The sequence below is a fragment of the Sphingomonas insulae genome, assembly GCF_010450875.1.
Lineage (GTDB): Bacteria > Pseudomonadota > Alphaproteobacteria > Sphingomonadales > Sphingomonadaceae > Sphingomonas > Sphingomonas insulae.
Map to the genome: position 1 here is coordinate 985,513 of NZ_CP048422.1, position 24,323 is coordinate 1,009,835.

The 24,323-nt window shown below is 68.2% G+C and carries 28 protein-coding genes; 13 read left to right on the forward strand and 15 right to left on the reverse strand.

Translation table 11 applies throughout. The annotated features are described in order from the left end of the window. Positions 1-44: 44 nt before the first annotated feature. Positions 45-848, forward strand: coding sequence for a hypothetical protein (locus tag GTH33_RS06320; RefSeq protein WP_163957690.1), 804 nt, complete (start codon positions 45-47; stop codon positions 846-848). An 8-nt stretch (positions 849-856) separates the two neighbouring features. On the opposite strand, the gene GTH33_RS06325 is transcribed toward GTH33_RS06320, so the two are convergent. The 6 genes from GTH33_RS06325 to GTH33_RS06350 form a co-directional block, all read right to left on the reverse strand. Beyond that, on the reverse strand, positions 857-1,702 hold the full coding sequence (locus tag GTH33_RS06325; RefSeq protein WP_163957691.1) for an endonuclease/exonuclease/phosphatase family protein: 846 nt from the start codon (positions 1,700-1,702) through the stop codon (positions 857-859). Next, entirely contained in the window at positions 1,699-3,177 is a 1,479-nt protein-coding gene (gene rpoN, locus GTH33_RS06330; RefSeq protein ID WP_163957692.1) for an RNA polymerase factor sigma-54, read from the reverse strand. The genes GTH33_RS06325 and rpoN overlap by 4 nt, the downstream gene beginning before the upstream one ends. A 143-nt stretch (positions 3,178-3,320) precedes the next feature. Beyond that, positions 3,321-4,100 (reverse strand): LPS export ABC transporter ATP-binding protein, encoded by a 780-nt coding sequence (lptB, locus tag GTH33_RS06335; RefSeq protein ID WP_163957693.1) that lies wholly within the window; start codon positions 4,098-4,100, stop codon positions 3,321-3,323. Between the two features lie 189 nt (positions 4,101-4,289). After that, positions 4,290-4,826: an LptA/OstA family protein gene (locus tag GTH33_RS06340; protein WP_163957694.1), complete on the reverse strand. Its 537-nt coding sequence runs from the start codon at positions 4,824-4,826 to the stop codon at positions 4,290-4,292. A gap of 6 nt (positions 4,827-4,832) precedes the next feature. Further along, a complete protein-coding gene (gene lptC / locus GTH33_RS06345; RefSeq protein ID WP_163957695.1) occupies positions 4,833-5,462 on the reverse strand; it encodes an LPS export ABC transporter periplasmic protein LptC in 630 nt (209 codons plus the stop codon). A gap of 51 nt (positions 5,463-5,513) precedes the next feature. Beyond that, positions 5,514-6,134 (reverse strand): ribonuclease D, encoded by a 621-nt coding sequence (locus GTH33_RS06350; RefSeq protein ID WP_163957696.1) that lies wholly within the window; start codon positions 6,132-6,134, stop codon positions 5,514-5,516. A 283-nt stretch (positions 6,135-6,417) separates the two neighbouring features. On the opposite strand from GTH33_RS06350, the gene GTH33_RS18285 reads away from it, so the two are divergent. The 4 genes from GTH33_RS18285 to GTH33_RS06370 all read left to right on the forward strand — a co-directional run bounded on the left by GTH33_RS18285 (position 6,418) and on the right by GTH33_RS06370 (position 9,531). Continuing rightward, the gene (locus GTH33_RS18285) at positions 6,418-7,260 is read left to right on the forward strand and encodes a cold-shock protein (protein ID WP_163957697.1); all 843 of its coding nucleotides are present in this window, start codon (positions 6,418-6,420) and stop codon (positions 7,258-7,260) included. Between the two features lie 271 nt (positions 7,261-7,531). Continuing rightward, positions 7,532-8,329 (forward strand): glutaminyl-peptide cyclotransferase, encoded by a 798-nt coding sequence (locus GTH33_RS06360; RefSeq protein ID WP_420853551.1) that lies wholly within the window; start codon positions 7,532-7,534, stop codon positions 8,327-8,329. Positions 8,330-8,384: 55 nt separating this feature from the next. Next, complete coding sequence (locus GTH33_RS06365) at positions 8,385-9,074, forward strand: helix-turn-helix transcriptional regulator (protein ID WP_163957699.1); 690 nt, start codon at positions 8,385-8,387, stop codon at positions 9,072-9,074. Positions 9,075-9,159: 85 nt separating this feature from the next. Beyond that, positions 9,160-9,531 carry a VOC family protein gene (locus GTH33_RS06370; RefSeq protein WP_163957700.1) on the forward strand — a complete coding sequence of 124 codons (372 nt, stop codon included), beginning with the start codon at positions 9,160-9,162 and terminating at the stop codon, positions 9,529-9,531. Positions 9,532-9,579: 48 nt separating this feature from the next. Here GTH33_RS06370 and GTH33_RS06375 read toward each other — a convergent pair whose 3' ends face one another. Continuing rightward, entirely contained in the window at positions 9,580-11,175 is a 1,596-nt protein-coding gene (locus tag GTH33_RS06375) for a cisplatin damage response ATP-dependent DNA ligase (protein WP_163957701.1), read from the reverse strand. 50 nt (positions 11,176-11,225) lie between these two features. Here GTH33_RS06375 and GTH33_RS06380 point away from each other — a divergent pair, with 50 nt between their 5' ends. Further along, positions 11,226-12,056: a metallophosphoesterase gene (locus GTH33_RS06380; protein WP_249055019.1), complete on the forward strand. Its 831-nt coding sequence runs from the start codon at positions 11,226-11,228 to the stop codon at positions 12,054-12,056. 19 nt (positions 12,057-12,075) lie between these two features. Here the strand turns inward: GTH33_RS06380 and GTH33_RS06385 are convergent, their stop codons facing one another. From GTH33_RS06385 to GTH33_RS06400, 4 genes are all read right to left on the reverse strand, one after another. Beyond that, on the reverse strand, positions 12,076-12,261 hold the full coding sequence (locus GTH33_RS06385; protein WP_163957703.1) for a DUF1328 family protein: 186 nt from the start codon (positions 12,259-12,261) through the stop codon (positions 12,076-12,078). A 93-nt stretch (positions 12,262-12,354) separates the two neighbouring features. Then, positions 12,355-12,846: a Dps family protein gene (locus GTH33_RS06390; protein WP_163957704.1), complete on the reverse strand. Its 492-nt coding sequence runs from the start codon at positions 12,844-12,846 to the stop codon at positions 12,355-12,357. Between the two features lie 98 nt (positions 12,847-12,944). Then, positions 12,945-13,511 carry a TMEM165/GDT1 family protein gene (locus GTH33_RS06395; protein WP_163957705.1) on the reverse strand — a complete coding sequence of 189 codons (567 nt, stop codon included), beginning with the start codon at positions 13,509-13,511 and terminating at the stop codon, positions 12,945-12,947. A gap of 29 nt (positions 13,512-13,540) precedes the next feature. Beyond that, entirely contained in the window at positions 13,541-13,876 is a 336-nt protein-coding gene (locus GTH33_RS06400; RefSeq protein WP_163957706.1) for a hypothetical protein, read from the reverse strand. A gap of 176 nt (positions 13,877-14,052) precedes the next feature. On the opposite strand from GTH33_RS06400, the gene rpmG reads away from it, so the two are divergent. Further along, positions 14,053-14,220, forward strand: a complete 168-nt coding sequence (gene rpmG / locus GTH33_RS06405) for a 50S ribosomal protein L33 (protein ID WP_017977469.1) — start codon at positions 14,053-14,055, stop codon at positions 14,218-14,220. A gap of 315 nt (positions 14,221-14,535) precedes the next feature. Beyond that, positions 14,536-15,267 (forward strand): MauE/DoxX family redox-associated membrane protein, encoded by a 732-nt coding sequence (locus GTH33_RS06410; protein WP_166753187.1) that lies wholly within the window; start codon positions 14,536-14,538, stop codon positions 15,265-15,267. Positions 15,268-15,447: 180 nt separating this feature from the next. Here the strand turns inward: GTH33_RS06410 and GTH33_RS06415 are convergent, their stop codons facing one another. Beyond that, on the reverse strand, positions 15,448-15,810 hold the full coding sequence (locus GTH33_RS06415) for a response regulator (RefSeq protein ID WP_163959665.1): 363 nt from the start codon (positions 15,808-15,810) through the stop codon (positions 15,448-15,450). A 36-nt stretch (positions 15,811-15,846) separates the two neighbouring features. Between GTH33_RS06415 and GTH33_RS06420 the strand changes: the two genes are divergently transcribed. The 4 genes from GTH33_RS06420 (at position 15,847) to GTH33_RS06435 (ending at position 18,497) form a co-directional block, all read left to right on the forward strand. Then, positions 15,847-16,122 (forward strand): DUF3572 domain-containing protein, encoded by a 276-nt coding sequence (locus GTH33_RS06420; protein ID WP_163957707.1) that lies wholly within the window; start codon positions 15,847-15,849, stop codon positions 16,120-16,122. Next, on the forward strand, positions 16,119-16,742 hold the full coding sequence (locus tag GTH33_RS06425; protein ID WP_163957708.1) for an HAD family hydrolase: 624 nt from the start codon (positions 16,119-16,121) through the stop codon (positions 16,740-16,742). The genes GTH33_RS06420 and GTH33_RS06425 overlap by 4 nt, the downstream gene beginning before the upstream one ends. A 78-nt stretch (positions 16,743-16,820) precedes the next feature. Beyond that, a complete protein-coding gene (locus GTH33_RS06430; RefSeq protein ID WP_163957709.1) occupies positions 16,821-17,285 on the forward strand; it encodes a RidA family protein in 465 nt (154 codons plus the stop codon). 69 nt (positions 17,286-17,354) lie between these two features. Beyond that, on the forward strand, positions 17,355-18,497 hold the full coding sequence (locus tag GTH33_RS06435) for a GNAT family N-acetyltransferase (RefSeq protein ID WP_163957710.1): 1,143 nt from the start codon (positions 17,355-17,357) through the stop codon (positions 18,495-18,497). Here GTH33_RS06435 and GTH33_RS06440 read toward each other — a convergent pair. The 3 genes from GTH33_RS06440 to GTH33_RS06450 form a co-directional block, all read right to left on the reverse strand. Next, a complete protein-coding gene (locus tag GTH33_RS06440) occupies positions 18,478-20,094 on the reverse strand; it encodes a hypothetical protein (protein WP_208404124.1) in 1,617 nt (538 codons plus the stop codon). The two genes, GTH33_RS06435 and GTH33_RS06440, sit on opposite strands and share 20 nt — an antisense overlap. Before the next feature lie 9 nt (positions 20,095-20,103). Further along, positions 20,104-21,816, reverse strand: coding sequence for a hypothetical protein (locus GTH33_RS06445; RefSeq protein ID WP_163957711.1), 1,713 nt, complete (start codon positions 21,814-21,816; stop codon positions 20,104-20,106). A 389-nt stretch (positions 21,817-22,205) separates the two neighbouring features. Beyond that, positions 22,206-23,423, reverse strand: a complete 1,218-nt coding sequence (locus GTH33_RS06450; protein ID WP_163957712.1) for an argininosuccinate synthase — start codon at positions 23,421-23,423, stop codon at positions 22,206-22,208. Positions 23,424-23,558: 135 nt separating this feature from the next. Here GTH33_RS06450 and GTH33_RS06455 point away from each other — a divergent pair, with 135 nt between their 5' ends. Beyond that, the gene (locus GTH33_RS06455) at positions 23,559-23,957 is read left to right on the forward strand and encodes an EF-hand domain-containing protein (RefSeq protein WP_163957713.1); all 399 of its coding nucleotides are present in this window, start codon (positions 23,559-23,561) and stop codon (positions 23,955-23,957) included. Positions 23,958-24,323: the final 366 nt, after the last annotated feature.

Below are 24,323 nucleotides of genomic sequence, written 5' to 3' on the forward strand. Positions count from 1 at the left end.
GCCCCGCGGTTAGCGCATCGGCCAAATCAACAAGGATGGCGATCATGCGTTTCTGGCCCTGCCTCATGCTGCTGGCACTGGCGCAACCCGCCTTGGCGGGGCGCGAAGAGGGTCCGTATTACGGGCCGATGAAGGGCTGGCAGGGCGTTGGCTACAAGGATCATGTCGAGAAGGACGGGACGTGGCGGGTCGAGGCTGCGAGGCGCGGCCCGTACGACGCGATCGACCTGGCCCTGTATCGCGCAGCGGAGCGCGCGCGGGACGCGGGCTATCGGTACGTCTTCCTTCTCGGTGGAACGGGGCGACGCAATCTGTGGATGAACAGCGCGACGCTATACGCGCGGCCGAGCCATGAGGCCGTCGCGCCGGTCGGCTGTCGGTCACGCAAGGCGACGACCTGCTACACCGCCGACGTGGCGGAGGTGCTGCGCATTCTGGGCGGGCCGGACGGCACGCAGCCCGGTGTCGCGATCGTCGACCATCGCGACGAATATGGCCGCGCGGTCTATCTGTCGGGCTATGGCACCGGCGCGGTGGCGACTTTGGTGCCGGGTGGTGGTGGCGGCAGTCGCATGATGACGATCGTCGACAAGGGCGTGACGATCACCGGCGCCGCACCGGCGGCTGCCCGCGCTGCGATACCCGCAGCCCCGATGCCTCCCGTTCCGGTTGTGATTGCCCCGGCGCGGCCGGTGCAGGTCGTGGCGGTGCCGGTGATGCCTGCCGGTCGGGTGATGCCGCGCGGCGCCGTCCCGCTCACGCCGGACGAGCGGTTCCAGCGCGCGCTCAAGGCCAGCCAGCCGGTGCGCGGCGGCGACCCGCAACAGGGGTGGACGATCAGCGACTGACCCGTCGGTCAGCGCGCGAAGCGCAGTTTCGCCACCACGGGGAAGTGATCCGAGGGATATCGCGCACCGTCGTGACGGGTCACGGTTTCGACGGTGAGCGGCGTCACGCCGCGGGTCAGGATCCAGTCGATGCGGCGGTCGGGCTTGCCGGTGAAGTCGTGGAAGGTTTCGGCGGGGCCGACGGGGCGGGGCACCGCGTCGCGCGCATCGGCGAGCGCGGCCGTCAGGATCGCGTGGGTGCGGGTCGTGGGCGTGGTGTTGAAGTCGCCCAGCAGGACGACGGGATCGCCCCCGGCGATCGCGGGCAGGCGGGCGACGATGAGGGCGGCGGCCTTTTCACGCGCCGGTTCGTCCGCGTCGCGATAGGGGAAATGCGTGTCGAGCGCGACGAAGCGGCGGCCGTCGCGGGTTTGGAAACGGCCCCAGTTGACCATGCGCGGCAACGGGTGGCCCCAGCTGATGCTGGCGGGGACGTCGGGCGTGTCGGACAGCCAGAAATCGCCGTGGTCGAGCAGGGTGAGCCGGTCGGGACGATAGAAGATCCCCATGTGTTCATCGCCATGACCGCCGCGGCGGTCGCGGCCGAACCAGCGGTAGCGGGGCAGGGCGCGGACGATGTCGTCGCCCTGCGCCTTGAACAGTTCCTGCGTGCCGATCAGGTCGGGATCGGCGGCGGCGACGGTGCGCGCGAACAGCGCGCGGCGGGCGGACCAGATGTTGGCGCCATCGTCCGGGTTCGGCCAGCGGACGTTGAAGGTCATCACCGTCAGGACCGGCACCGGTCGAGCCGCGCCGGTCAGCACGAGCGCAGCGGTGGCGGCGATGGCGGCGAGGGTGAGGCGGCGCGAGATCATGTGCCCTCCAGAGTGCGGGCGCGGCGACGCTGTACGCTGCTGCCGATGCCCATGGATTCGCGATATTTGGCGACGGTGCGGCGGGCGATGTCGAAACCCTTCGCCTGCAGCAGTTCGACCAGCGTGTCGTCGGAGAGGATCTTGGCGCCTTCGCCGGCGATCAGCGCGCGGATGGCGCTCTTCACCGCTTCCGCCGACACCGCATCGCCGCCGTCCGCGGCCTGGATCGCGCTGGTGAAGAAGTATTTGAGTTCGAACACACCGCGCGCGCAGCTGAGATATTTGTTGCTGGTGACGCGGCTGACGGTCGATTCGTGCATCTCGATGGCGTCGGCGACGCGGGCGAGCGTCATCGGCTTGAGGTGGGCGACGCCCTTCAGGAAGAAGGCTTCCTGTTGCTTCACGATTTCGGCGGCGACCTTGATGATGGTGCGCTGGCGCTGGTCCAACGCCTTGATGAGCCAGTTGGCCGAGGCGAGCGCGTCGGACAGCCAGGCCTTGGACGCCTTGTCCTGCGGACCGTGGCTGAGTTCGTGGTAATAGCGGCGGTTGACGAGGACGCGCGGCAGTGTCGCCGCATTGAGTTCGATGCCCCAGCCGGTCTTCGTCTTCTGCACAAACAGGTCGGGGGTGACGGCGAGGGCGGGTTCGCCGCCGTAGCGGCAGCCGGGCTTGGGATCATAGCCGCGCAATTCGCGGATCATGTCGGCCATATCCTCGTCGTCGACGCCGCACATCCGCTTGAGGCGGGTGAGGTCGCCGCGGGCGAGCAGATCGAGGTTGTCGATCAGCCGGGCCATGCAGGGGTCGTAGCGATCGGCCTCGCGCGCCTGCAATGCGATGCATTCGGCAAGGTCGCGGGCGCCGACGCCGGTCGGGTCCAGCGTCTGGATCAGGGCGAGGACGCGTTCGACCCGGGCGAGCGAGGTGCCGAGGCGGTTGGCGATGTCGAGCAACGGGATGGCGAGGTACCCCGCCTCGTCGATCTGGTCGATCAGATGCTGGGCGATGAACCAGTCGGCACCGTCGACCACCGCGCCCGCCTGCGCCAGCAGATGATCGGCGAGGGTGCCGTCGCGCTCTGCGAAGGAATCGAAGTCGAGGTCTTCGCCGCCCGCTCCGCTGCCGCCGCTGCCACCGGTCATCGACAGCCCGCCGTCGAAGCCGCCGCCGCCGTCGGCGACGCTGTCCTGCTGGTGGCTTTCGGTGGCATAGTCGACGTCGATCGGGTCGGCACTGGCGGTGCCGCCGATGAGGTCGTCGCAACCCGCCGGTTCCTCGCGCTCGACCCGTTCGGGGCGGACGACCTCGTCGGTCTGTGCGGCTTCGAGGAGGGGGTTCTTCTCGACCTCTTCGGCGATGAACCCTTCGATTTCGAGGTTGGACAGCGCCAGCAGCTTGATCGCCTGCTGCAACTGCGGCGTCATCACCAGCGATTGCGACTGGCGAAGGTCGAGGCGCGGGGCGAGGCTCACGAAGCGCTCCCCCATCGGGAGGGCGGAGGGGTGAGGGGCGACAGAGGCGCGGACGTTTCGCTCCTGCCCTCACCCCGCGCCGCTGTGCGGCTTGCCCCTCTCCCGGTGGGAGGGGGGAGGAAGGCGGATGCGCAGGCCATGGTCTACAGCGAGAAGCCTTCGCCCAGATACAGGCGGCGGACGTTGGCGTCGGCGACGAGTTCTTCCGGGGAGCCGGCGAACAGGACGCGGCCGTCGTAGATGATGTAGGCGCGATCGACGATGTCGAGCGTTTCGCGCACGTTGTGATCGGTGATGAGCACGCCGATGTCGCGGCGCTTGAGGTCCTTCACCAGATCGCGGATGTCGGCGATCGAGATCGGGTCGATCCCCGCGAAGGGTTCGTCGAGCAGCATGATAGAGGGTTCCGCGGCGAGCGCGCGGGCGATTTCGGCGCGGCGTCGCTCACCGCCCGACAAGGCCATCGCCGGCGATGCGCGCAGGCGGGTGAGGCCGAATTCGTCGAGCAGCTTGTCGAGCTTCGCAGGCCGCTTCGATGCATCAGGCTCGGAGAGTTCGAGGACGGCGCCGATATTCTTCTCGATCGACAGGCCACGGAAGATGCTGGTTTCCTGCGGCAGATAGCCGAGGCCGAGGATCGCGCGGCGGTACATGGGCAGCTTGGTGATGTCTTCGCCGTCGAGCATGATCCGGCCCGAATCCGGCTTTACGAGGCCCATCACCGAATAGAAGCAGGTCGTCTTGCCGGCGCCGTTGGGGCCGAGCAGGCCGACGACCTCGCCGCGGTCGACCGATACCGACACGTCGGTGAGGACGACGCGCTTGTCGTAGGATTTGGCGATCGAGATCGCCTGCAGGCCGCGGCTGGCCGGCGCTTCGTGGATCGGCTCGGCAGTCTGGAGGTCGGTGACGGCGGCGTCCATAAGCGTGATGCCTCGCAGCAATGGGTTACCGAAGTCCTGCCTTGGCAGGATTCGTGCATGGGAATGCGTCATGGCGCGGGCGGGCGGCGGAGGGAAGCCTGTTTAGGCAGGTCGACGCCGCGCTGCGGCAGCCGCCCCGCGTGCCGGATCGACGGGCCCGCCTTACAAGCCCGATCGACCGGCCGCGGATCAGTCGCGCTTGGGGACCGAGAAGGTACCGGTGACGCGGCCGCCCGGCGCCGCGGTGGTGGTGCCGCCGCCGGTCGCGCCGCTGCTGCCGCGCACCGACGATCCGTCGATCACCGCGCGCCCGGTGTCGAGGTTGATCGTCAGCCGGCCGCCGTTGACGGTATTGCCGCCCTGGGTCAGCGTCACCGCGCCGAGCATGGTGATGACGCGGCGGTTGAGGTCGTAGATCGCAAACTGGCTTCTGGCGGTCTGGTCCGGCCGGCGGACGGTGACGCCGCCGCTGGCATCGAGGCGCGAGATCGACGGCGAGCCGCCGATGACCTGTCCGGTATAGCTGACCGTCATCCGCGCGGCGTTGAGCGTCATTTCCGCCTGCTTCACCGATACGTTGCCGGTCAGCACGCCGCGATTCGCCTTGTCCTGCAATTCGATGTTGTCGGCACCGAAGTCGATCGGCGCATTCGAATTGTGCTTCGTCTGCGCGGCGAGCGGCGCGGCGACGAGAGCTATCAGGGCGAGCGAAAGGGCAGGACGCATGGTGCGCTATTTCGTCCGTCCGGGGACGAACCGCAAGCGGGCATTGCCGCTGAGCCGCACGGTGCGCCCCTCGAGATCGGCGTTGAGGGTGTCGGCGCTGAAATTGCCCTGCGGCACGGTGCCGGTCACCTTGCCCTGGCTGTTCATCGTCTTGGACTTGAGGTCGATCGTGGCATCGCTGGTGTCGAGGCGATAGCCGTTGGCGGCGCGAAAGGTGATCGGCCCGTCGACCTTCATCTGTTCGGTGTTGAGGTCGTAGCGGCCCTGGTCGGCGCGCAGCTTCGCGGGGCCGTCCTGCAACGCGAGGTCGGCGGTCATGCCGTTGATCCGTACGACCGGCACGCTGCTGCTCTGCTGCACCGCCGATCCGGCGTTGAGCGCGAACGCCTGGCCCTTGTCGTCCTGGCCGCGATAGGTGGCGGCCTGGAGCTTCATGCGTTCCTTCGCGACCTCGACCTTGTTCTTGTCGAGGACGAACGACACCTCGTTGCCCGCGGTCAGCGGTGCCATCACCAGGAAGGCGGCGAGCACGCCGATGCCGACCGGCAGGCCCGTATTGAGCAAGGCGACGAAGCGATCGTGCCGGCCGCCGGGCGCGGCCCAGCGCTGTCGCGTCGAGCGGACGCGTTCGGCCATCGCGGCACTCACGCCGCCAGGCCGCCGGCGAGGGGGGCGGGCCAATGCGAATCAGGCATGCGCGAAGATGTCGATGTCGGGCCAGCCGGCAAGGTCGAGCGCGGCGCGGGTCGGCAGGAAGTCGAAGCATCGCTGCGCGAGTTCCATCCGGCCTTCGCGGACCAGGCGGCGGTTGAGTTCGGCCTGCAGGCGATGGAGGAAGCGGACATCGCTGGCGGCGTAATCCTTCTGCGCGTCCGACAGGTCGGGCGAACCCCAGTCGGAGGATTGCTGCTGCTTGCTGAGTTCCTGGCCGAGCAGTTCGCGCACCAGCTCCTTCAGCCCGTGGCGATCGGTGTAGGTGCGGATGAGGCGCGAGGCGATCTTGGTATCGTAAGCGGGGCCTGCCACGATCCCGAGATAATGCTGGAGTGCCGCGATGTCGAAGCGACCGTAATGGTACAGCTTCACCCGCGCAGGATCGCCCAGCACCGCCTTGAGGTTGGGGGCGGCATAGTCGCTGTCGGGGCCGAAGCGAACGAGATGTTCGTCGGCGCCGCCATCGGACAGCTGGACGACGCACAGCCGGTCGCGCGGCGTGATGAGGCCCATCGTCTCGGTATCGACGGCGATCGAGGTGCCGGGAGCGAAGACGTCGGCGGGGAGGTCTTCCTCGTGGAAGTGAACGGTCATGCCCCGCCCTACGACACAGCGGGATCGCGCTCAATGGGGAAGCGTGCGGGGCAGGGCGGAGCGGCGAATCGGGCAGAATCGTGGCGGCTGCGACCAGTCGAGGCAAGTATCCCCATGAGTTGGGCGGCAGATACGACGAATTCGTTCGCGGGGACTTGTTTTCTGCGCTATGACGAGTCCCAAGGCGCAATAGGTATGGCGCCCGAGGGCTCGCGTTCGTCGTCCGGCGCACGGGTTCTTCGAACGGATTGGATGCGGGCGAACCGGGAAGACGAACAGGTTTATGGGTTACGACAAAGGTGGCCGCGGCAATCGTGGCGGACGTGGTCGCGACAAGCGCGATGATTTCGGCGGCGGCAGCAGCGACTTCGGTGGTGGCAGCAGCTTCGGCGGCGGCGGTTTCGGTGGCGGCGGCTTCGGCGGCGGTGACCGTGGCGGCTTCGGTGGCGGCAGCAGCTTCGGCGGCGGCGATCGTGGCGGCTTCGGCGGCGGCGGTGGTGGCGGCGGTTTCCGTGGCGGCGGCGGCGGGTTCGGCGGCGGTGGTGGTGGCGGCTTCAGCGGCGGTGGCCGCGGCATGCCTCCCCAGGTCGTCGGCGAAGGCACCGGCGTGGTCAAGTTCTTCAACGCGCAGAAGGGCTTCGGCTTCGTCGTCCGTGACGACGGCGGCGAAGACGTGTTCGTGCACATCTCGGCCGTCGAACAGGCTGGCATGAGCGCGCTGGCAGAGGGTCAGCCGCTCGGCTTCACCCTGGTCGACCGCGGTGGCCGTATTTCGGCGACCGAGCTGAAGATCGATGGCGAGCCGATGGCCGTCACCGAGCGTGCGCCCCGCGAACCGCGCGAAGGCGGCTTCGGCGATCGTGGTCCGCGTCCGGGTGGCGCAGGCGCCGGTGGCCCGCAGCGTCAGCTGACCGGCGAGAAGGCGACTGGCACGGTCAAGTTCTTCAACGCGATGAAGGGCTTCGGCTTCATTCAGCGCGACGACGGACAGCCCGATGCGTTCGTGCACATCTCGGCCGTCGAGCGTGCCGGCATGTCGACCCTGAACGAGGGCGACAAGCTGCAGTTCGAGCTGGAGGTCGATCGTCGCGGCAAGCATGCGGCCGTGAACCTGTCGGCCCTGTAAGCTTCCCGATACGCGTATGACGAGGCCCGGCCCGCTTTCTGCGGCGCCGGGCCTTTTCGCGTTATGGGGCAGGCCGGTGCGCCCGGTGGTCGTCCGGCCGGAACGGCAGTGGATGGGGACACGAAAAGGAATGCGTGTGGTGAAGGTGGCAGTGGCGCTCGCGATCGTCGGCGCAATCGGGGGATCGGCGTGGCAGGCGACTCGCCCGACGACACAGGCACCGCCCGCCGCCGCCGTCGCGCAAGCCGGGCAAACCGGGCAGGCCCGGCCGATGGGGCAGGCTGGGCAGGTCGGGCCGATGGGCCAGGCTGGGCAGCTTGGGCCGACGCCGGCCGCCGAAGCCGGCGTGCCGGTCTATGCCGCGACCGTCGTCGCGCGCTTTCCGCATGATACAGGTGCGTTCACCGAGGGGCTGCTGTTCTGCGGCGGCGCGCTGTACGAAAGCACGGGCAAGGAGGGCGCGTCGGACATACGCCGGGTGAACCTGTTCGATGGCAAGGTGCTGGCACGCGCGAGGATCGCGCCGGACCTGTTCGGCGAAGGCATCGGCTGCTGGAAGAACACGCTGTTGAGCGTGACGTGGAAGACGGGACTGGGCTTTCGCTGGGCGCTGCCTGCGCTGACCCGCGCCGGCAAGCCGTTCCGATACGCCGGCGAGGGCTGGGGCATGACGAGCGACGGCCGCGATATCATCCTGTCCGACGGCACGCCGACGCTTCGGCGGATGGACCCGGCGACCTTCGCCGAGCGCGGCCGGATCGCGGTATCGCTCAACGGGCGGCCGCTGCAGAAGCTCAACGAACTGGAGGCGTATCGCGGTCGCATCCTGGCGAACGTCTGGATGACCGGCTTCGTCGCGCGAATCGATCCCGCCACCGGCAAGGTCGACGGCCTGATCGACCTGCGCCCGATCATCGCCGAGATCGCCAATGCCGACCCCGATGCGGTGGCGAACGGCATCGCCTACGACCCGAGCGGCGACCGCCTGTTCGTGACAGGCAAATACTGGCCGACGCTGTTCGAGATCAAGCTGGGCGACGAGGTGGGGCGGGCGCAGCCTTCGCAATAATCCGCCATTCGATCGCGGCACCGGCGGCGTGCCATTGCCTGTTGGGGGCATGCCGATGTCACGCACGCAACGCCTTCTGGACCTGATCCAGCTGCTCCGTCAGTATCGGCGACCTGTCGCGGCCGTCACGCTGGCCGCTACGCTCGGCGTGTCCGTGCGGACCGTCTATCGCGACATCGACACGCTCAAGGGGCAGGGTGCGGATATCGCGGGGGAGGCCGGCGTCGGCTATGTGCTCCGCCCCGGCTTCCTGTTGCCGCCGCTCATGTTTACCGAGGACGAGATCGAGGCGCTGGTGCTGGGCTCACGCTGGGTGGCGGAGCAGGCCGACGGACCGCTCGGCAAGGCTGCGCAGGCCGTCGTTGCGAAGATCAGCGCCGTCCTTCCGCCTGAACTGAAGGCGGGGGTCGAAGGGTCGGGCCTGCTGATCGGCCCCGGTGAGCCGATGGCTGCGCTGGATGGGGCACTGGCGACGATCCGCCACGCGATCCGGCGTGAACGAAAGCTGGCGGTGGCCTATGCCGACGAACGGGGCGAGGCGACGGAGCGGGTTATCTGGCCGATCGCCGTGGCCTTCTTCGACCGCGTGAGGGTCGTCGTCGCCTGGTGCGAACTGCGGGACGGCTATCGCCATTTCCGTATCGATCGCATCGTATCGGTCGAGGACCGCGACGAGCGCTACCCCCGCCGCCGCGGGCGGATGCTCAAGGACTGGCATGCCGTTCAGGGCATTCCCGAGCAATGACTGCTGACGGAAACTGACACAGCGGAGGCGCATCCCCGACCTGCCGGCACCGATCCCGCGTGTCGGCAATCGAAAAGGGGAACGTATGCCGGACTTCAATTTCGTGCTTCTGCATGTCCGCGATCATGTCGCCAGCGCCACGCTGTACCACGCGTTGCTCGGCAGTCCGATCGTCGAGCAGAAGGCGGATATCGCCATCCTGCCGTTGCGAGACGGGGTGATGCTCGGCCTGTGGTCCAGCGAGACGGTGGAACCGGAAAGCACCGGCCTGACCGGCGCCAGCGAGCTCGCGTTCACCGTCGCCGATGCAAATGCCGTCGACCGCGTCCATGCCGACTGGTCGCGACGGGGGCTGACCATCGTCCAGGCGCCGACATCCATGGCGTTCGGGACTACCTTCGTCGCATGCGATCCCGATGGTCATCGCCTGCGCGTCTTCGCCCCCGCCGCCGTATGATCCCATTCGCGGGCGGTCGTCGCGAAGGCTGGCCGCCCGCACCGGCGATTATGTCACCAGCTTCTGCAATGTCTCGACCCGGTCCGCCTCGGCGGCGGGCTTGTCGGTCCTGATCCGGGCGATGCGGGGGAAACGCATCGCGATGCCAGATTTGTGGCGGGTGGAGGCATGGATCGAATCGAACGCGATTTCGAGGACCATGGTCTTTTCGACCTCGCGTACCGGGCCGAAGCGGTTGAGCGTGTGGCGGCGTACAAAGCTGTCGAGCAGGCGCAATTCCTCGTCGGTGATGCCCGAATAGGCCTTGCCGACGGGCAGCAATTCGCCCTCCCCGGTCCAGCAGCCGAAGGTGTAGTCGCTGTAATAGGACGAGCGGCGACCGTTGCCGCGCTGGGCGTACATGATGACGCAATCGGCGGTCAGCGGGTCGCGTTTCCATTTGTACCATAGCCCAGCGCGGCGCCCGCCTACATAGGGCGAATCGCGGCGCTTCAGCATCACGCCCTCGATCGCGGCGTCACGGGCCCCGGCGCGGATCGCTTCCAGTTCGGTAAAGCTGGCGGCGTCGATCACCTGGCTGATGTCGAAACGGTCGGGATCGAGGCGCGGGACGAACGCCTCCAGCCGGGCGCGGCGTTCGGTCCAGGGAAGGGGGCGGAGGTCGTCCGCGCCGTCGAGCAGGATGTCGTAGAGCCGGACGAAGGCGGGATAGTCGGCCAGCATCTTCGCCGACACCGCCTTGCGACCGAGGCGCTGTTGCAGCGCGTTGAAGCTGGCGGCGCCGCCGCCATCCTCGAGGCTGCCGCCCTGCACCGCGCCCTTGACCAGCAATTCGCCGTCGAGCGTGCCGGGCGTCGTGAAGGCGGCTGCGACGTCGGGGAAGCTGGCGGTGACGTCGTCGCCGGTGCGGCTGTAGAGGCGGGTCTGGCCGGCGACGTGGACGATCTGGACGCGGATGCCGTCCCATTTCCATTCGGCGGCATAATCGGCGAGGTCGACCTGCGCATCCTCCAGCCCGTGCGCGAGCATGAACGGGCGGAACACCGGCACGTCGGCGGGCGTCGGCTGCGCGCCGGTCCCCTCCGCCCAGGCGAACAGCGCGGCATAGGGCGGGGCGAGGCCGTGCCACACCTCTTCGACGGCATCGAGGTCGAGGCCGAAGGCCTGCGCCAGCGCGGTCTTGGCGAGGCGGGCGGAAACGCCGATGCGCAAGCCGCCGGTCGCCATCTTGAGGAGCGCGAACCGTTCCTCGGAATCGAGGCGATCGAGCATGCCGGCGAGAACCGCCGGCGCGTCGGCACGCGACAGGTGGCGCAGCGCGTCGATCGTCGCGGTGATCGACAATGGCGCCGTAGCGACCGGAGCGGGGACGGGCGTGGGCCAGAGCAGCGCCACCGTTTCCGCGGTGTCCCCGACATAGTCGCGGCTCATCCGGAACAGCACGGGGTCGACCCGCGCCTCGATCAGCGCGCGGATCTGCGCCGGCTTGATGCCGGGCAGGTCGAGATCGCCGGTCAGCGCCGCCATCGCCCACCCGCGATCGGGATCGGGCGTCGCGAGCAGATAGTCGACGATGAGCTTCAGCTTGGCATTGCGGCCGCGCGTGTAGATGAGCGAATCGAGGAGCGCGGCGAAAGCGTGCATGGATGGCAAACGCATGGCGCGATCGATCCGCTCCCGTTAGGGGCGACGGTGTGATCCGTCGTCTGTCGTTTGTCCTGCTCGCCCTCATCCTGTTGATCGGCGCGGCGTTTCTGGTCGGCTATCGCAATGCGCGCGCCGATCCGATCGTGCGCCGTGCCGCGGTGGCGCTGCCCGGCTGGCCGGCCGGACAGCCGCCGGTCACCATCGCGTTGTTGAGCGACATCCATATGGAAAGCGCGGCGATGGACGCGGCGCGGCTGGATCGTATCGTCGATCAGGTCAATGCGCTGCATCCCGACCTGATCGTGCTGGCCGGCGATTTCATCGAGGGGCGCGGCGTCGACGAGGCGGCGCGCGCGATACCCCTGTTGGCGCGGCCGCTCGCCCGGTTGCGGGCGCCGTTGGGGCGGGTGGCGGTGCTGGGCAACCACGATCACTGGACAGACCCGGCTCCACTCGCCGCCATGTTGCGGCGGATCGGCATCGTCGTGCTGGCCAATGAGGGGCGGGAGATCGGTCCGCTGGCGGTCGGCGGGCTCGACGATCCGGCGACGTCGCGCGCCCGGCCGGAGAAGACCCTGGAGGCGCTGGCGGCGTTGCAGGGGGCGGGCGTGATGGTGGCGCATTCGCCCGCGATCGCGCCGCAGCTGTCATCGCGGACCCGGCTGCTGCTCGCCGGCCATACCCATTGCGGGCAAGTGGTGCTGCCGCTGATCGGCGCGCCGTTCGAGGTGACATCGCCGCATGATCGTTGCGGCATCGTCCACGATCCCGGCCGAGTCACGATCGTCACCGCCGGGCTGGGGACGAGCAACCTGCCGGTCCGCTATGGCGCGCCGCCGGACGTCTGGCTGGTGCGCGTCGGGCTGGGCGGACGCTGAACCCGCTAGCCGCCCGCAATCAGTCGACCGCGTCCTTCACTGCCTTGCCGGCGAGCAGGCTGATGACGAGGAACAGCAGGAACAGCGCGATCGCGATGAAGAACAGGATTTTGGCGATGCCGACGAAGGCGCCGCCGATCCCACCGAACCCCAGCAGCCCCAGCACCAGACCGATGACGAGAAAGGTAAGGGCGAGTTTTAGCATGGTGGTGTCCTTCGTTTGGGTACTGGCGTTCGGATGCCGGCGTTCGGTGCCGGGCGTTACACGGTCAACCGAACGAAGGACGGGCTGGTTCCGTCAGCCCTTGCGGCTGGCTTCGAACAGGAACCAGGCGCGTTCTTCCGCCTGATCAGTCCAGTCGTCGACGATGCCGCTGGTGGCATTGTCCTTCGCCGCTTCCGCCGCATCCTTGACGGTGCGGAACGCCTCGACGAGCTTCAGATTGTCCTCGCGCAGTTCGGCGAGCATCGATGCAGCGTCGACGAAATCCCGGTCGTTATCGGCGATCGTCTGGCGGCGGCTGATGTCCCCGATCGAACGCAGCGTGGTGTTGCCCGTCTTGCGGACGCGTTCGGCAACGGCATCGGTGACGCCGAGAATCTGCGTCGCCTGATCGTCGAGCATCAGGTGATAGTCGCGGAAATGCGGGCCGGAGACGTGCCAGTGGAAGTTCTTCGTCTTGAGGTACAGCGCATAGCAATCGGCGAGCGAGGCGTTGAGCGCGTCGGCGACACTGCGGGTATTGGTGAGGTCGGTCGGCGTGTTGAGTGCCGGGTTGATGTCGGCCATCGGAATAGCTCCTGGGATAGGGGTCGTTGCGGCAACGATCCGATAGCCGAAATGCTCCCGATACGGCTGGCATTTCGCCGGCCAGTCTGATCGATCCGCTAGATCAGGCGGAGCGCGTCGAGGCCCAGCCAGAGTGCGGCGACGACGAACAGCGCGCCGATGATCCGGCGCATCGGCACCAGAGGCAAGGCGGTCCAGCCGCGCTCCCCCAGCACCGCCGCAGGCACGATCACCGCCAGCGAACCGAGCGTCGCGCCGGCGGCGGCGAGCCACGGCAGGTCGGCGCGGGCGGCAAGCGCCAGCACGACGAATTGCACGCCGTCGCCGAATGCGAGGATGAACAGCCCGGCAAGGCTGGTCGCAGCCGCACCGATGCGCCAGCGATCGAGCCGCTCGGGTGCCTTGACGGGGAACAACGCGCCGCCCCCGTGGAACAGGAGCGCCAACGCCAGGAACAGCTGCTTCGCCTCCGGCGTCAGGCGGGGTGCGAGCACGGCGCCGGCGGCGGCGGCGAGCAGCCCCGCGCCCAGCAAGGCCAGCGCTGCCATCGCGATGACCAGACCGGGCGCGCGATAGCGATCGGCGAGGATCGCGGCGAGCCATGCCGGCCGGTCGCCGACCTGCGCCAGGGCCGCAGCGACGAACGCCGCCATCAGTGCATCCATGTCAACGCGCCCCTATCAGCCGGCGCCCGTCAGCCGGCAAGCCGCACCGAACAGGCGGCGGCGAAGGCGTCGCAGGCGCGCACGTCCTGTCGTTCGCACGCCACCGCATCGCCAAGGACCGACAACCAGCCATGGACCAGTGCGCCATGTTCGCCGCGCGACAGTGCCGAATCGACGAAATGGGCGACGGTCACCGCCGGATTGAGCCCGTTGCGATGCGCGATCAGGCGAATCTGGTTTATATCGGGCTTGAGGTCGCGGGCGCAGGTGTAGGGCGCCTTCACATCGATCGCCGCGATTCGCGCGGCAAGGTCGGCACGTACCGACTCGATCATGGTCATCTCGACATCGATTGCCCGCCCCATCGTCCGCTCCCCTCGATTCCAGGCGATATCCTGCGCCGGCAATGGTAAACGGGCGGTTGAGAGACCATCCACGAGGGTTGCGCGGTTGACTTGTCGGTGCAACTCCGCCATGCGCCGCGGCTGATCGAGCGGCGGCGTTGGTGCTGCCGCTCTCCTTGTTTTCAGGATTAGGGCTCATGGCCAAGCCGACTACCGTCAAGATCAAGCTCGTCAGCACCGCCGACACCGGCTTCTTCTATGTCACCAAGAAGAACCCGCGCACCAAGACCGAGAAGCTGAGCTTCAGCAAGTACGATCCGGTCGTGCGCAAGCATGTCGAGTTCAAGGAAGCCAAGATCAAGTAAGCATCGACGGCGATCGGATCGCCGTCCCTGCCCGCTTGCTTCCCGAAAGCCGCCTGCGCGCGATGCGCCGGCGGCTTTTCGTGCATGTATGCCTTTGCGGCGGTGTGTCTCGACCGCGTCCGCGTTCGGACACATTGCGTTCATCTTGACACGTCATAGCGGCGGCCGGCGACCGGACATTCCGGTCGCCCTGTATCGCGTCACTACGGGCTAAGGGCGGTATCCTCGTTCGGAGGGTGCCGCCCTTGGTTTTTCGGGCGGTGTTTTCCGCGCAACCGGCTGGCATCGGACCATAATCGTGACCACATCCAGCTGATGTCCCGACACGCCGTCCTCTACCGTATGGTCATGCCGACCCATGTCTGTCCCTTTGGCCTGAAGGCGCGCGACCTGTTGCGGCGCAACGGCTACACGGTCGAGGACCATCACCTGATTACGCGTGCGGAGGTGGATGCGTTCAAGGCGGCGCACGGCGTCGCGACGACGCCGCAGACCGTCATCGACGGAAAGCGGATCGGCGGATACGACGATCTGCGCCGTTTTTTCGGCCTGGCGATCGCCGATCCCGGGGCCATGCGCTATCGACCGATCGCCGCGGTGTTCGCGATGACCGCGCTGATGGCGCTGGCCACGAGCATGGGGACGTTCGGCACGCCGTTCGGCATGCGCACCGTCGAATGGTTCGTCGCATTCAGCATGGCGGTGCTGGCGATCCTGAAGCTGCAGAACGTCGAGCGTTTCGCGACCATGTTCCTGGGCTACGATCTGCTGGCGCAGCGCTGGGTACCGTATGCGACGTTGTATCCGTATCTGGAGGGGTTGGCGGCGGTGCTGATGATCGCACATGTCGCGCCCTGGCTGTCGGTGCCGGTGGCGCTGGTCATCGGCGGGGTCGGCGCGGGGTCGGTGGTGAAGGCGGTCTATGTCGACCGGCGCGAGTTGCGATGCGCGTGCGTCGGCGGCGACAGCAACGTGCCGCTCGGCTTCGTATCGCTGACCGAGAACGTGATGATGGTCGCGATGGCGTTGTGGATGATGCTGGGATGACGCCGGGCGGGCAGCATCGGGAACCACCGGCTGCCGACCCACGTTATGACATGGCTTGCAGCACCCAGCCCTTTTCGGGGGGCAGGGGCACTGGGAGCTCGCGACGCCCTGTCGATGCCGCCCGCATGGGCAGGGCGTCTTTGCGAGCGAGAAGCGCGCCGCCGCCCGCGCGCCGGCGAATTACAGGAGCGCGTTTACCGCATCCATGAAGCGGGCGAGGCTGATCGGTTTGGACACGTAGGAGCGGGCGCCGGCGGCGCGGATGCGATCCTCGTCGTCGCGCCCGGCATAGGCGGTGACCGCCATCACCGGAATCGCACGCAGTTCGTCGTCCGCCATCAGTTCCAGGATCAGCTCATAGCCGGTGACGTGCGGCATCTGGATGTCCATGATGATGAGGTCGGGCGTGAGTGCGCGCGCCCGTGCCACGGCCTCGCGACCGTCGCGCACCGGTTCGGCGACGAAGCCGTGCGCGCGCAGCAGATCGCAGAACAGCTTCAGATTGAGTTCGTTGTCCTCGACAACGAGCACCCGTTTCGCCACGTGCGTCACCAACCTTTCCAAACCGGAACGATAGCAATGCGCACGCGCGATACAAACCTTCCCGATGCGGACGTGGTCGGATTGCAGGCCCTGGTGTGGACGATCGGCGATCCCGATCGCGCCAGCCGGCTGATCGCTGTCACCGGCCTCGATCCCGACGACCTGCGCGCCCGCGCCGGGGAGCCAGCGGTGCTGGCCGCCGTCATCGGTTACCTCGAGTCGTACGAACCCGACCTGGTCGCCTGTGCGTCTGCGTTAAACATGTCCCCCGAGGCGCTGGTCGCCGCCCATGCTGCCCTGGAGGCCCGATGAAGCCGCTGCTGATTTCCGATTGTGACGAAGTGCTAGTGCATATGGTGAAGCACTTCGGCGTCTGGCTGGGCGAGGCGCACGATATCGAATTCACCCCCGATGGCGCGGATTTCGCCAACAGCATGCGCCACCGGACGACCGGCGCGGTGCCGAGTCGCGATGAGATGTGGGCGATGCTGGGCGGATTCTTCCCCGCGCAGATGCATCGGCAGACGCTGGTCCCGCACGCCGCCGAGGCGCTGGCGCGGCTGGCGGAACGCGCAAATATTGTGATCCTCACCAATATCACCGACGCCTGCAGGGCGGCGCGGATCGAGCAGCTGGCGGCGTTCGGCATCAGGCATCGCGTCGAATGCAACCAGGGCGGCAAGGGCGATCCCGTGGCGCGGCTGGTGGCGGAACATGGTGATCCGGTGACGGTGTTCGTCGACGATCTGGCGGTCCACCACGAATCGGTCGCGCGTCATGCGCCGGGCGTCCACCGGCTGCACATGGTGTCCGAGCCATCGCTGGCGCCGCGGGTATCACCCGCCGAGCATGCGCACGCACGGATCGACGACTGGCGCGAGGCGGCGGACTGGATCGCGGCGCGCTTCGACGCAGGCATCGCCGCCGCCTGACGCCCCGCTTTGCGCCTTGGCGGCGATCCTCTACAGCGTTGCCGACTTCATTCAGCCTTCATCCAGCAAGGACCCAGCATGACCACGCACGTCGATCGCAAGCTCGAAGAACTCGGCCTCAGCCTGCCGGAAGCGGCGGCGCCGGTGGCCGCCTACCTGCCGGTGGTCGAGGCGGGCGGGATGCTCCACCTGTCCGGGCAGTTGCCGTTCAAGGATGGCCAGCTGGTCACCGGCCGGCTGGGCGACAGCGTTTCGCTGGCGGATGGTCAGGAGGCGGCAAAGCTGTGTGGCCTGATGATCGTGGCGCAGGTCAAGAAGCACCTGGGCGGCGATCTGTCGCGGGTGAAGCGGATCGTGAAGCTGGGCGTGTTCGTCAATTCGCATGCCGATTTCACCGACCAGCCCAAGGTCGCCAACGGCGCATCGGAACTGATGGCCGCGCTGTTCGGCGATGCCGGCAAGCATGCGCGCAGCGCGGTCGGCGTGCCGGTGCTGCCGCTGGGTGCCGCGGTCGAGATCGACGCGATCATCGAACTGGCCTGAGCCCGTGACGCGGAGGGGACGCGTCCGCCCCCCTCCGCAACGCGCGATCGCGCTCCTATATCGGGGGCGATGACCTCCACCACCGTTGCCGCCCGCCTCGTCGATGGCGTCCGTGCCGTTCCGGCGGATCAGTGGGATGCCTGTGCCGGCACCGCCAATCCGTTCGTCAGCCATGCCTTTCTGGCCGCTCTGGAGGAATCCGGTAGCACCGGCGGCCGATCGGGGTGGCAGCCGATCCCGATCGTCGTCGACGACGCCGATGGCGTGCCGGTCGGGATCGCGCCGGCCTATGCCAAGAGCCACAGCCAGGGCGAATATGTCTTCGACCACGCGTGGGCGGATGCATGGGAGCGGGCAGGGGGTGCCTATTACCCCAAGTTGCAGATCGCGGCACCGTTCAGCCCGGTGCCCGGACCCCGGCTGCTGCTGCGCGAGGGGGATGCCGCGCCGGCGCTGATCGCGGCGCTGGAGGCGGTGACCGATCGTCACGGCCTGTCATCGGCGCATGCGACCTTCGTCGCGCCCGAGCAGGTGCCGATGTTCGAACAGGCCGGGTGGCTGGTCCGCGAGGGGACGCAGTTCCATTGGGCGAACGACGGCTATCGCAGCTTCGACGATTTCATGGGCGCGCTGGCGAGCCGCAAGCGCAAGGCGATCCGCAAGGAGCGGGAGGCGGCGGTCGCAGGTCTGACGATCCGGCATCTGACCGGCGCGGACATCCGGCCGGAGCATTGGGATGCGTTCTGGACTTTCTATCAGGATACCGGCAGCCGGAAATGGGGCCAGCCGTACCTGACGCGCGCGTTCTTCCCGCTGCTGGGCGCGACGATGGGCGAACGCGTGCTGCTGATCCTGGCGGAGCGGGACGGCGTGCCGATCGCCGGGGCGCTGAACCTGATCGGGGCGGACACATTGTACGGGCGCTATTGGGGATGCACCGAGGATGTGCCGTTCCTGCATTTCGAGCTATGTTATTACCAGGCGATCGACGCCGCGATCGCGCGCGGGCTGGCGACGGTAGAGGCGGGTGCGCAGGGCGAGCACAAGCTGGCGCGCGGCTATGTGCCGGTGCCGACCTGGTCGGCGCATTACATCCCCGATGCGGGGTTCAGGCGCGCGGTGGGCGATTTCCTGGTGCGCGAGCGGGCCGCGGTGGAGCATGAGCACGCCTGCCTCACCGAACTGGCGCCGTTCAGGAAGGGCGCTGCATGAACCGCGGCCGGGGTGGCGGCAGCAGCACCGGGTCGAGCACGACGGCAGCGGGCGTGCGATCGTCGATGCGATAGAGCCTGTCGCGACCGCTGCGCCAGACCGGCGTCAGGCCGGTCAGGAACGCCGCCTCGACCGGGGGCGGGTTGATGAGCCAGACGTAGTCGAACGCCTGTCGCGGCAGGAAGGCGAGGGATACCTTCAGCGGGCGCCACCATTCGCCGCGACAGCGCCGGTCGGTGACCAGTTGCGAGGGATCGTGCGCGAAGCGGCCGGCGGGCGTGTAGCGCACCGTGAGCAATTGCCCGCCCGCCATCGACCATTGATCGTTCGCATAGGCGAGGCGGCGTTCCAGCGCGAGGCCGGCGGCATGTTCCAGCCGGGTCGAGGCCCAGTCGTCGCGGCATGACCGCCCGACCATCGTCAACAACCGCGCACCCTGCGGCACATGGTCGAGCGCGGCGAGCGTGCGGTCGTAATCCCGGGCGTAGAGCCAGTAGCTGACCGTGGTTCCCGCCAGGCGCACCCCGAAGAAGGCGAGGCCGAAGGCCGCCAGCGTCGATGCGCCCCGGAACGACAGGCCGCGCTTCGGCCGCAGGGCGATCAGCGCGATGGCGAGCGCGAACGGCGCCAGCCGCATGTCGGCATAGGCCGATCCGAATACGATGCGCGGCAGCAGCACGAAGATCGCGCTGAGGAACAGCGCCGAGAGCAGCAGGTTGCGTGAATATTCGACCCGTTCGTCGCGCACGCCCTTCAGCAGGATGACGAACAGGACGGTCACCGAGGCGAGGTCGAAGGCCATCCAGCGATCGCGCAGCACCATGATGACCCAGCCGACCTTTGCCCGCCAATTGAACCAGTCCATCGTGTTGCCGGTGACGTGGTCGCCCGACCGCCACAGCACCATCATCGCGAACGGCAGCGCCAGCGGCAGGCAACCGATGCCGGCGCGGATCCAGCTTTGCAGCCAGTGGCCACTTTGCCTGTCCTTGCGCAGGTCGTGCTGGCGGATCATCTCGGCCGAGAAGGCGAGAATGCCGAGCACGCCCCAGCCGAAGGTGTGGCAGACCCACAAGGCGCAGGACAGCGGCACGAACAGCACCGCCCGCAGCCGCACCGCGCCGAGCCGGCCCATCCGCAGCCAGAGCGCGAACAGATTGAGCGCCAGCGCCATCGACAGCGCGAAATTGACGAAGCCGAACTGGAAGGGATAGCCATAGGCCAGCGGGAGCGCGAACAGCGCGGTTGCGGGGATGCGGCCATGCACCTCGCGCGCGATCCACAGCAGGCCCGACACGGTGAGCGCCGGGATCGCCATGACGATCAGCTTGACCGCCAGTTCCAGCCCGACGATCGGCGCGAGCGGTTCGATCAACAGGTCGATGCCGAGATTGCCGATCATCGACCAGCGGAAATCGTACCAGTCCGCCAGCCAGGGATAGGCGGGGCCGTCGAGCTGGACGCGATAGCGGCCGATGTGTCCGGGCAGGTCGACCAGCGGCGGGATCGTCGGCCACAGCAACGGGATCACCGTCGCGATCACCACCGCCACGACGAACCACCGCGTTTGCCACCAGTGCAGCCTGTGCCCCTGCATCCGACCGCCTTAAGGTGTGGGGGCGGCCCCCGACAAGCGTTGTCGCGCAAAGATCATCGTTCCGTCCGTCGCATCGGCGCGGTGGACGAAGCCGGGAACACTGCCCCCGGCCACCAGCGCGGCGGCGGCGCTGTCGGGATCGTCCGCGCCGGGAAGGTTCGCGCAGGCCATGACATAGTCGACGTGAAGGGCTGCGGCGATCCGCGCCGCCCGTTCCGGCGTGGCGGCGTAAAAGCGATAGGCGGCCAGGTTGCCGACGGCGTTGCGATGATAGGGCGCGGCGAGCACCCGATGCGACGTTGCGGCCAACGCCCAGGCGCCGGCGTCGACCGGCGCCATCACGATGCCGCGCGGCAAGCGGGCGAGCGTCCGCATCGCGGCGGCGGAGCCGCAGTCGCCGTGCGCTGTCGTCCGCACCGCCGGCGCGGGCCGGGTGGCGAAGGCGGCGGCGGCGAGCGGGTAGAGCATTCCCGCGGAGACGAGCCATGCCGCGATGAGCCACCCCCCGCCGCGGGTGCGGGCGGCGGCGATCGCTGCGGCAAGGCCCGGCGCGGACAGGATCGCCGCGGCATAGGCGCCGCGCAATTGCACCGCGGCGATGGCGGTCGCGACGGCGAGCAACAGGGCGAGCATCGTCCATCCCGCGGATCGGTGTCGCCAGGCCTGCCACGCCGTCGCGATCAGGCCGACGACCGCCAGGCCGATATAGCCGACAATGGTAGCAGGCGATGCGGCGAACACCGACTGCGCCTCTTCCACATGCGACAGCCACAGCGTGGCGAGGCGCGGGTCGACGGCGCCGTAGGGCGACAGGCATTGCGGCGCGCGCATCAACGCGATGCATGCGGCGGGGACGATTGTGGCGGCGGCCACCAGCATGCGGCCGGGACGATCGGTGGCGCGCCGCGCAAGGATGGAGACGACGGGCAGGGCCGAGGCCAGTACCAGCGCCGCCGTAAAGGCCGGAGTGGTGAAGCCGTCGCAGGCGGGGAAGGCAAAGCCGTCGCCGGCAAAGGCGATCCGGCCGGCGAGCAGCGCTGCGATCGTGCCGAGGCCGAAGGCCGCGAGCGGCGCGGTGCCGCGGCCGGTCCAGTGCCACAGCATCACCGCGCCGAGCGCGGCAAGGATCGGCAGCGTTTCCAGCCCGACGATCAGGCTGGCGCCGACGCAGACCCCCGCCAGCACGGCCGCGCGCGTGCCGCCGTGCAGGACCGCGACGACGGCGGCGAGCAGCAGCACGACTTGCAGATTGTGGTGGTCGATCCGGCCGGGCAGGAAGATTGTCGTCGCGGGATAGGCGATCGCGGCGACCACGGTGGCGGCAGGGACGATATCGCCGCCGCCCACACGTCGTGCGATCCGCGCGATCAGGAACAGTGCGACGGCGAACAGCATGCCCGGCCAGACGAGTATCGCGACCAGTTCGGCACGGGCGCTGCCGGTCCATGGCGTCAGCGCCGCGATGATCGCGGCGGGGCCGAGATCGGCGAGGCGGCTCCAGTGCATCGGCAGACCGGGTGGCGGGCCGAGCCGGTGCTGCGTCAGGTCGCCCCATCGCTGCCCGCCGAGCCAGTCGCGGATCTGCTGGAGGCGGACGACATCGTCGGTGTCGGGCAGGCGCAGCGCGGACAGGTGCGCCCAGTCGGACCAGCCCCATGCCAGCGTCATCAGCACGGCGAGCGCACAGGCGAGGAGCGCGTCGTGGCGAAGGCGGGCGGACATCGCGTGCAGCGTTAGGCCATGATGCTTAACGCTGCGTTAGAGGGGGCGAGGATGGGGTGGATCGGCCGTTGGGAGCGGGGCGAAAGGTCCGTCGGTCCGCGCTGACGACTCCGGATCGCGTTGCTGCCCCGGCAACGCCGGTTTCCTGTGGGCCGCGTCATCCTCGCCGGATGGCGCGGCATGACGGACGGTGCGAGGGTCGGCGTTTTCCCGTGACAGTGCCATCGACGGGCTGTCGCGCCAGCAGTTATCGGTATGCAGGGTTCGGACGTGCGGCGGGGGAAGGCTGCCCCTGCGGCGTGGCCATGGACGCTATGTTGGTCGGGATGCCGGAGGCGGAGAGCGGGGATGGCGGCGTGTCACCGCCACCCCCGTTTCCTCGATCACGGTCAGGCGTCGCGGCGGCCGAGCAGGCGCAGGCGCAGCGCGTTGAGCTTGATGAAGCCGGCCGCGTCGCGCTGGTCGTAGGCGCCCTGATCGTCCTCGAACGTCACCACCTTTTCCGAATACAGCGAATTGGGCGACTTGCGGCCGACGATATAGACGCCGCCCTTGTACAGCTTCAGCCGCACGGTGCCGCTGACCTTTGTCTGGCTGTGATCGATCGCCGCCTGCAGCATCTCGCGTTCCGGCGAGAACCAGAAGCCGTTGTAGATCAGTTCGGCATAACGCGGTGCGAGTTCGTCCTTGAGGTGCGCGGCGCCGCGATCGAGCGTGATCTGTTCGATGCCGCGATGGGCGAGGTGATAGATGGTGCCGCCCGGCGTTTCGTACATGCCGCGGCTCTTCATGCCGACGAAGCGGTTCTCAACGAGATCGAGGCGGCCGATGCCGTGGCGGCGGCCGAGTTCGTTCAGCTTGGTCAGCAGCGTCGCCGGGCTGGTCGCCTCGCCGTTCAGCGCGACGCCGTCGCCGCGCTCGAAATCGATGGTGATATATTCGGGCGAGTCAGGCGCGTCCTCGGGATTGACGGTGCGCGAATAGACGTAGTCGGGGACCTCATCCCACGGATTTTCGAGCACCTTCCCTTCCGACGAGGTGTGCAGCAGGTTCGCATCGGTCGAGAAGGGCGATTCGCCGCGCTTGTCCTTGGCGACGGGGATCTGGTGCTGTTCGGCGAATTCGATCAGGCGGGTGCGGCTGGTCAGGTCCCATTCGCGCCACGGCGCGATCACCTTGATGTCGGGCGCGAGCGCATAATAGCCGAGTTCGAAGCGGACCTGGTCGTTGCCCTTGCCGGTCGCGCCATGGCTGACCGCGTCGGCGCCGACCATGCGCGCGATCTCGATCTGGCGCTTGGCGATCAAGGGCCGCGCGATCGACGTGCCGAGCAGGTACAGCCCCTCGTACAGCGCGTTCGAGCGCATCATCGGGAAGACGTAGTCGCGCACGAATTCCTCGCGCAGGTCGTCGATGAAGATATGCTCCGGCTTGACGCCGGCCATCTGCGCCTTCTGCCGTGCGGGTTCGAGTTCCTCGCCCTGGCCGAGGTCGGCGGTGAAGGTGACGACCTCGCAATTATAGGTCTGTTGCAGCCATTTCAGGATCACGCTCGTATCCAGCCCGCCCGAATAGGCGAGAACGACACGGTTGATCTGATCGGTCACGGGCAGCATCCTTGATGATAAGGGGATGGCCGCGCCCCTAGGCCCCCGCGCCCGCGCACGCAACGTCTGCGTTCACCGCGGGTTTAACGGCTGCCGGCTAGGGCCGGTCCGACACCAGATTTTTTCGGAGACGTCATGTTCCGTCCTTTGTTCGCCGTGCTGCCCCTGCTGATCGTCGCCGCGCCGTCACTGGCGGCCGACAAGATCGACCCGAAGATCAGGGCGGAATTCGACAGGACCGATGCGAACAAGGACGGCGTGCTGACCCGCGCCGAGATCGACGCGCGGGTCGCCCGGATGGACGTCGGCAAGGCCAAGCTGCCACCGGGCAAGGCGAAGGCGATCAGCGGTGCCTGGTTCAATACCGCGGACGCGAACCACGACGGCAAAGTGACGCCGACCGAGATGCAGGGGCTCTTCCGCGCGCTCGCGTCGCGCTACGACACGAACCACGACGGCGTGGTCAGCCTGGACGAGCGTGCCGCGGCGCGGGCGGCGGTGATCGGGCCGGCGGCGGGGCCGACGGGACGCTGACGCTTCGCGCCGGCCCATTGCGGCGGCGGCCGGGGCGAGTGGCTGAACAATTGTGACGGCGCGCGTCGCTCCGTTATCAACTGTCCCCAAACTGGGCCTGGCCTTAGCCGGGGAGCGGGTGTGGGGTTCATTCGAGCGTTGCGCTGTTGGGATTAAGTTGGGCTTCGGTCAGCGTCTCATTCGCTGACCGAGCGGTCTTTTAGTTCCGCGATGAACGGCTTCTTGCGTACCGCCGTAGCACTGCAACGGCCTCGACGAATGCGTGGCCGGCGCCTCCCCATCCTTTCCCCGGCGGAGGCCGGGGTCCAGTTACGGCACGATGGTGACGACGCATGTCGCTTCGTTACCAAGTGTTCCCCGACTGGC

Coding starts and splice junctions, on each gene's coding strand:
- GTH33_RS06320 (WP_163957690.1), top strand. CDS start 45: ATGCGTTTCTGGCCCTGCCTCATGCTGCTGGCACTGGCGCAACCCGCC.
- GTH33_RS06325 (WP_163957691.1), bottom strand. CDS start 1,702: ATGATCTCGCGCCGCCTCACCCTCGCCGCCATCGCCGCCACCGCTGCG.
- lptB (WP_163957693.1), bottom strand. CDS start 4,100: ATGGACGCCGCCGTCACCGACCTCCAGACTGCCGAGCCGATCCACGAA.
- GTH33_RS06340 (WP_163957694.1), bottom strand. CDS start 4,826: ATGCGTCCTGCCCTTTCGCTCGCCCTGATAGCTCTCGTCGCCGCGCCG.
- lptC (WP_163957695.1), bottom strand. CDS start 5,462: ATGGCCGAACGCGTCCGCTCGACGCGACAGCGCTGGGCCGCGCCCGGC.
- GTH33_RS06350 (WP_163957696.1), bottom strand. CDS start 6,134: ATGACCGTTCACTTCCACGAGGAAGACCTCCCCGCCGACGTCTTCGCT.
- GTH33_RS18285 (WP_163957697.1), top strand. CDS start 6,418: ATGGGTTACGACAAAGGTGGCCGCGGCAATCGTGGCGGACGTGGTCGC.
- GTH33_RS06360 (WP_420853551.1), top strand. CDS start 7,532: ATGGGGCAGGCTGGGCAGGTCGGGCCGATGGGCCAGGCTGGGCAGCTT.
- GTH33_RS06365 (WP_163957699.1), top strand. CDS start 8,385: ATGTCACGCACGCAACGCCTTCTGGACCTGATCCAGCTGCTCCGTCAG.
- GTH33_RS06370 (WP_163957700.1), top strand. CDS start 9,160: ATGCCGGACTTCAATTTCGTGCTTCTGCATGTCCGCGATCATGTCGCC.
- GTH33_RS06375 (WP_163957701.1), bottom strand. CDS start 11,175: ATGCACGCTTTCGCCGCGCTCCTCGATTCGCTCATCTACACGCGCGGC.
- GTH33_RS06385 (WP_163957703.1), bottom strand. CDS start 12,261: ATGCTAAAACTCGCCCTTACCTTTCTCGTCATCGGTCTGGTGCTGGGG.
- GTH33_RS06390 (WP_163957704.1), bottom strand. CDS start 12,846: ATGGCCGACATCAACCCGGCACTCAACACGCCGACCGACCTCACCAAT.
- GTH33_RS06395 (WP_163957705.1), bottom strand. CDS start 13,511: ATGGATGCACTGATGGCGGCGTTCGTCGCTGCGGCCCTGGCGCAGGTC.
- GTH33_RS06400 (WP_163957706.1), bottom strand. CDS start 13,876: ATGGGGCGGGCAATCGATGTCGAGATGACCATGATCGAGTCGGTACGT.
- rpmG (WP_017977469.1), top strand. CDS start 14,053: ATGGCCAAGCCGACTACCGTCAAGATCAAGCTCGTCAGCACCGCCGAC.
- GTH33_RS06410 (WP_166753187.1), top strand. CDS start 14,536: ATGTCCCGACACGCCGTCCTCTACCGTATGGTCATGCCGACCCATGTC.
- GTH33_RS06420 (WP_163957707.1), top strand. CDS start 15,847: ATGCGCACGCGCGATACAAACCTTCCCGATGCGGACGTGGTCGGATTG.
- GTH33_RS06425 (WP_163957708.1), top strand. CDS start 16,119: ATGAAGCCGCTGCTGATTTCCGATTGTGACGAAGTGCTAGTGCATATG.
- GTH33_RS06430 (WP_163957709.1), top strand. CDS start 16,821: ATGACCACGCACGTCGATCGCAAGCTCGAAGAACTCGGCCTCAGCCTG.
- GTH33_RS06435 (WP_163957710.1), top strand. CDS start 17,355: ATGACCTCCACCACCGTTGCCGCCCGCCTCGTCGATGGCGTCCGTGCC.
- GTH33_RS06440 (WP_208404124.1), bottom strand. CDS start 20,094: ATGCAGGGGCACAGGCTGCACTGGTGGCAAACGCGGTGGTTCGTCGTG.
- GTH33_RS06445 (WP_163957711.1), bottom strand. CDS start 21,816: ATGTCCGCCCGCCTTCGCCACGACGCGCTCCTCGCCTGTGCGCTCGCC.
- GTH33_RS06455 (WP_163957713.1), top strand. CDS start 23,559: ATGTTCCGTCCTTTGTTCGCCGTGCTGCCCCTGCTGATCGTCGCCGCG.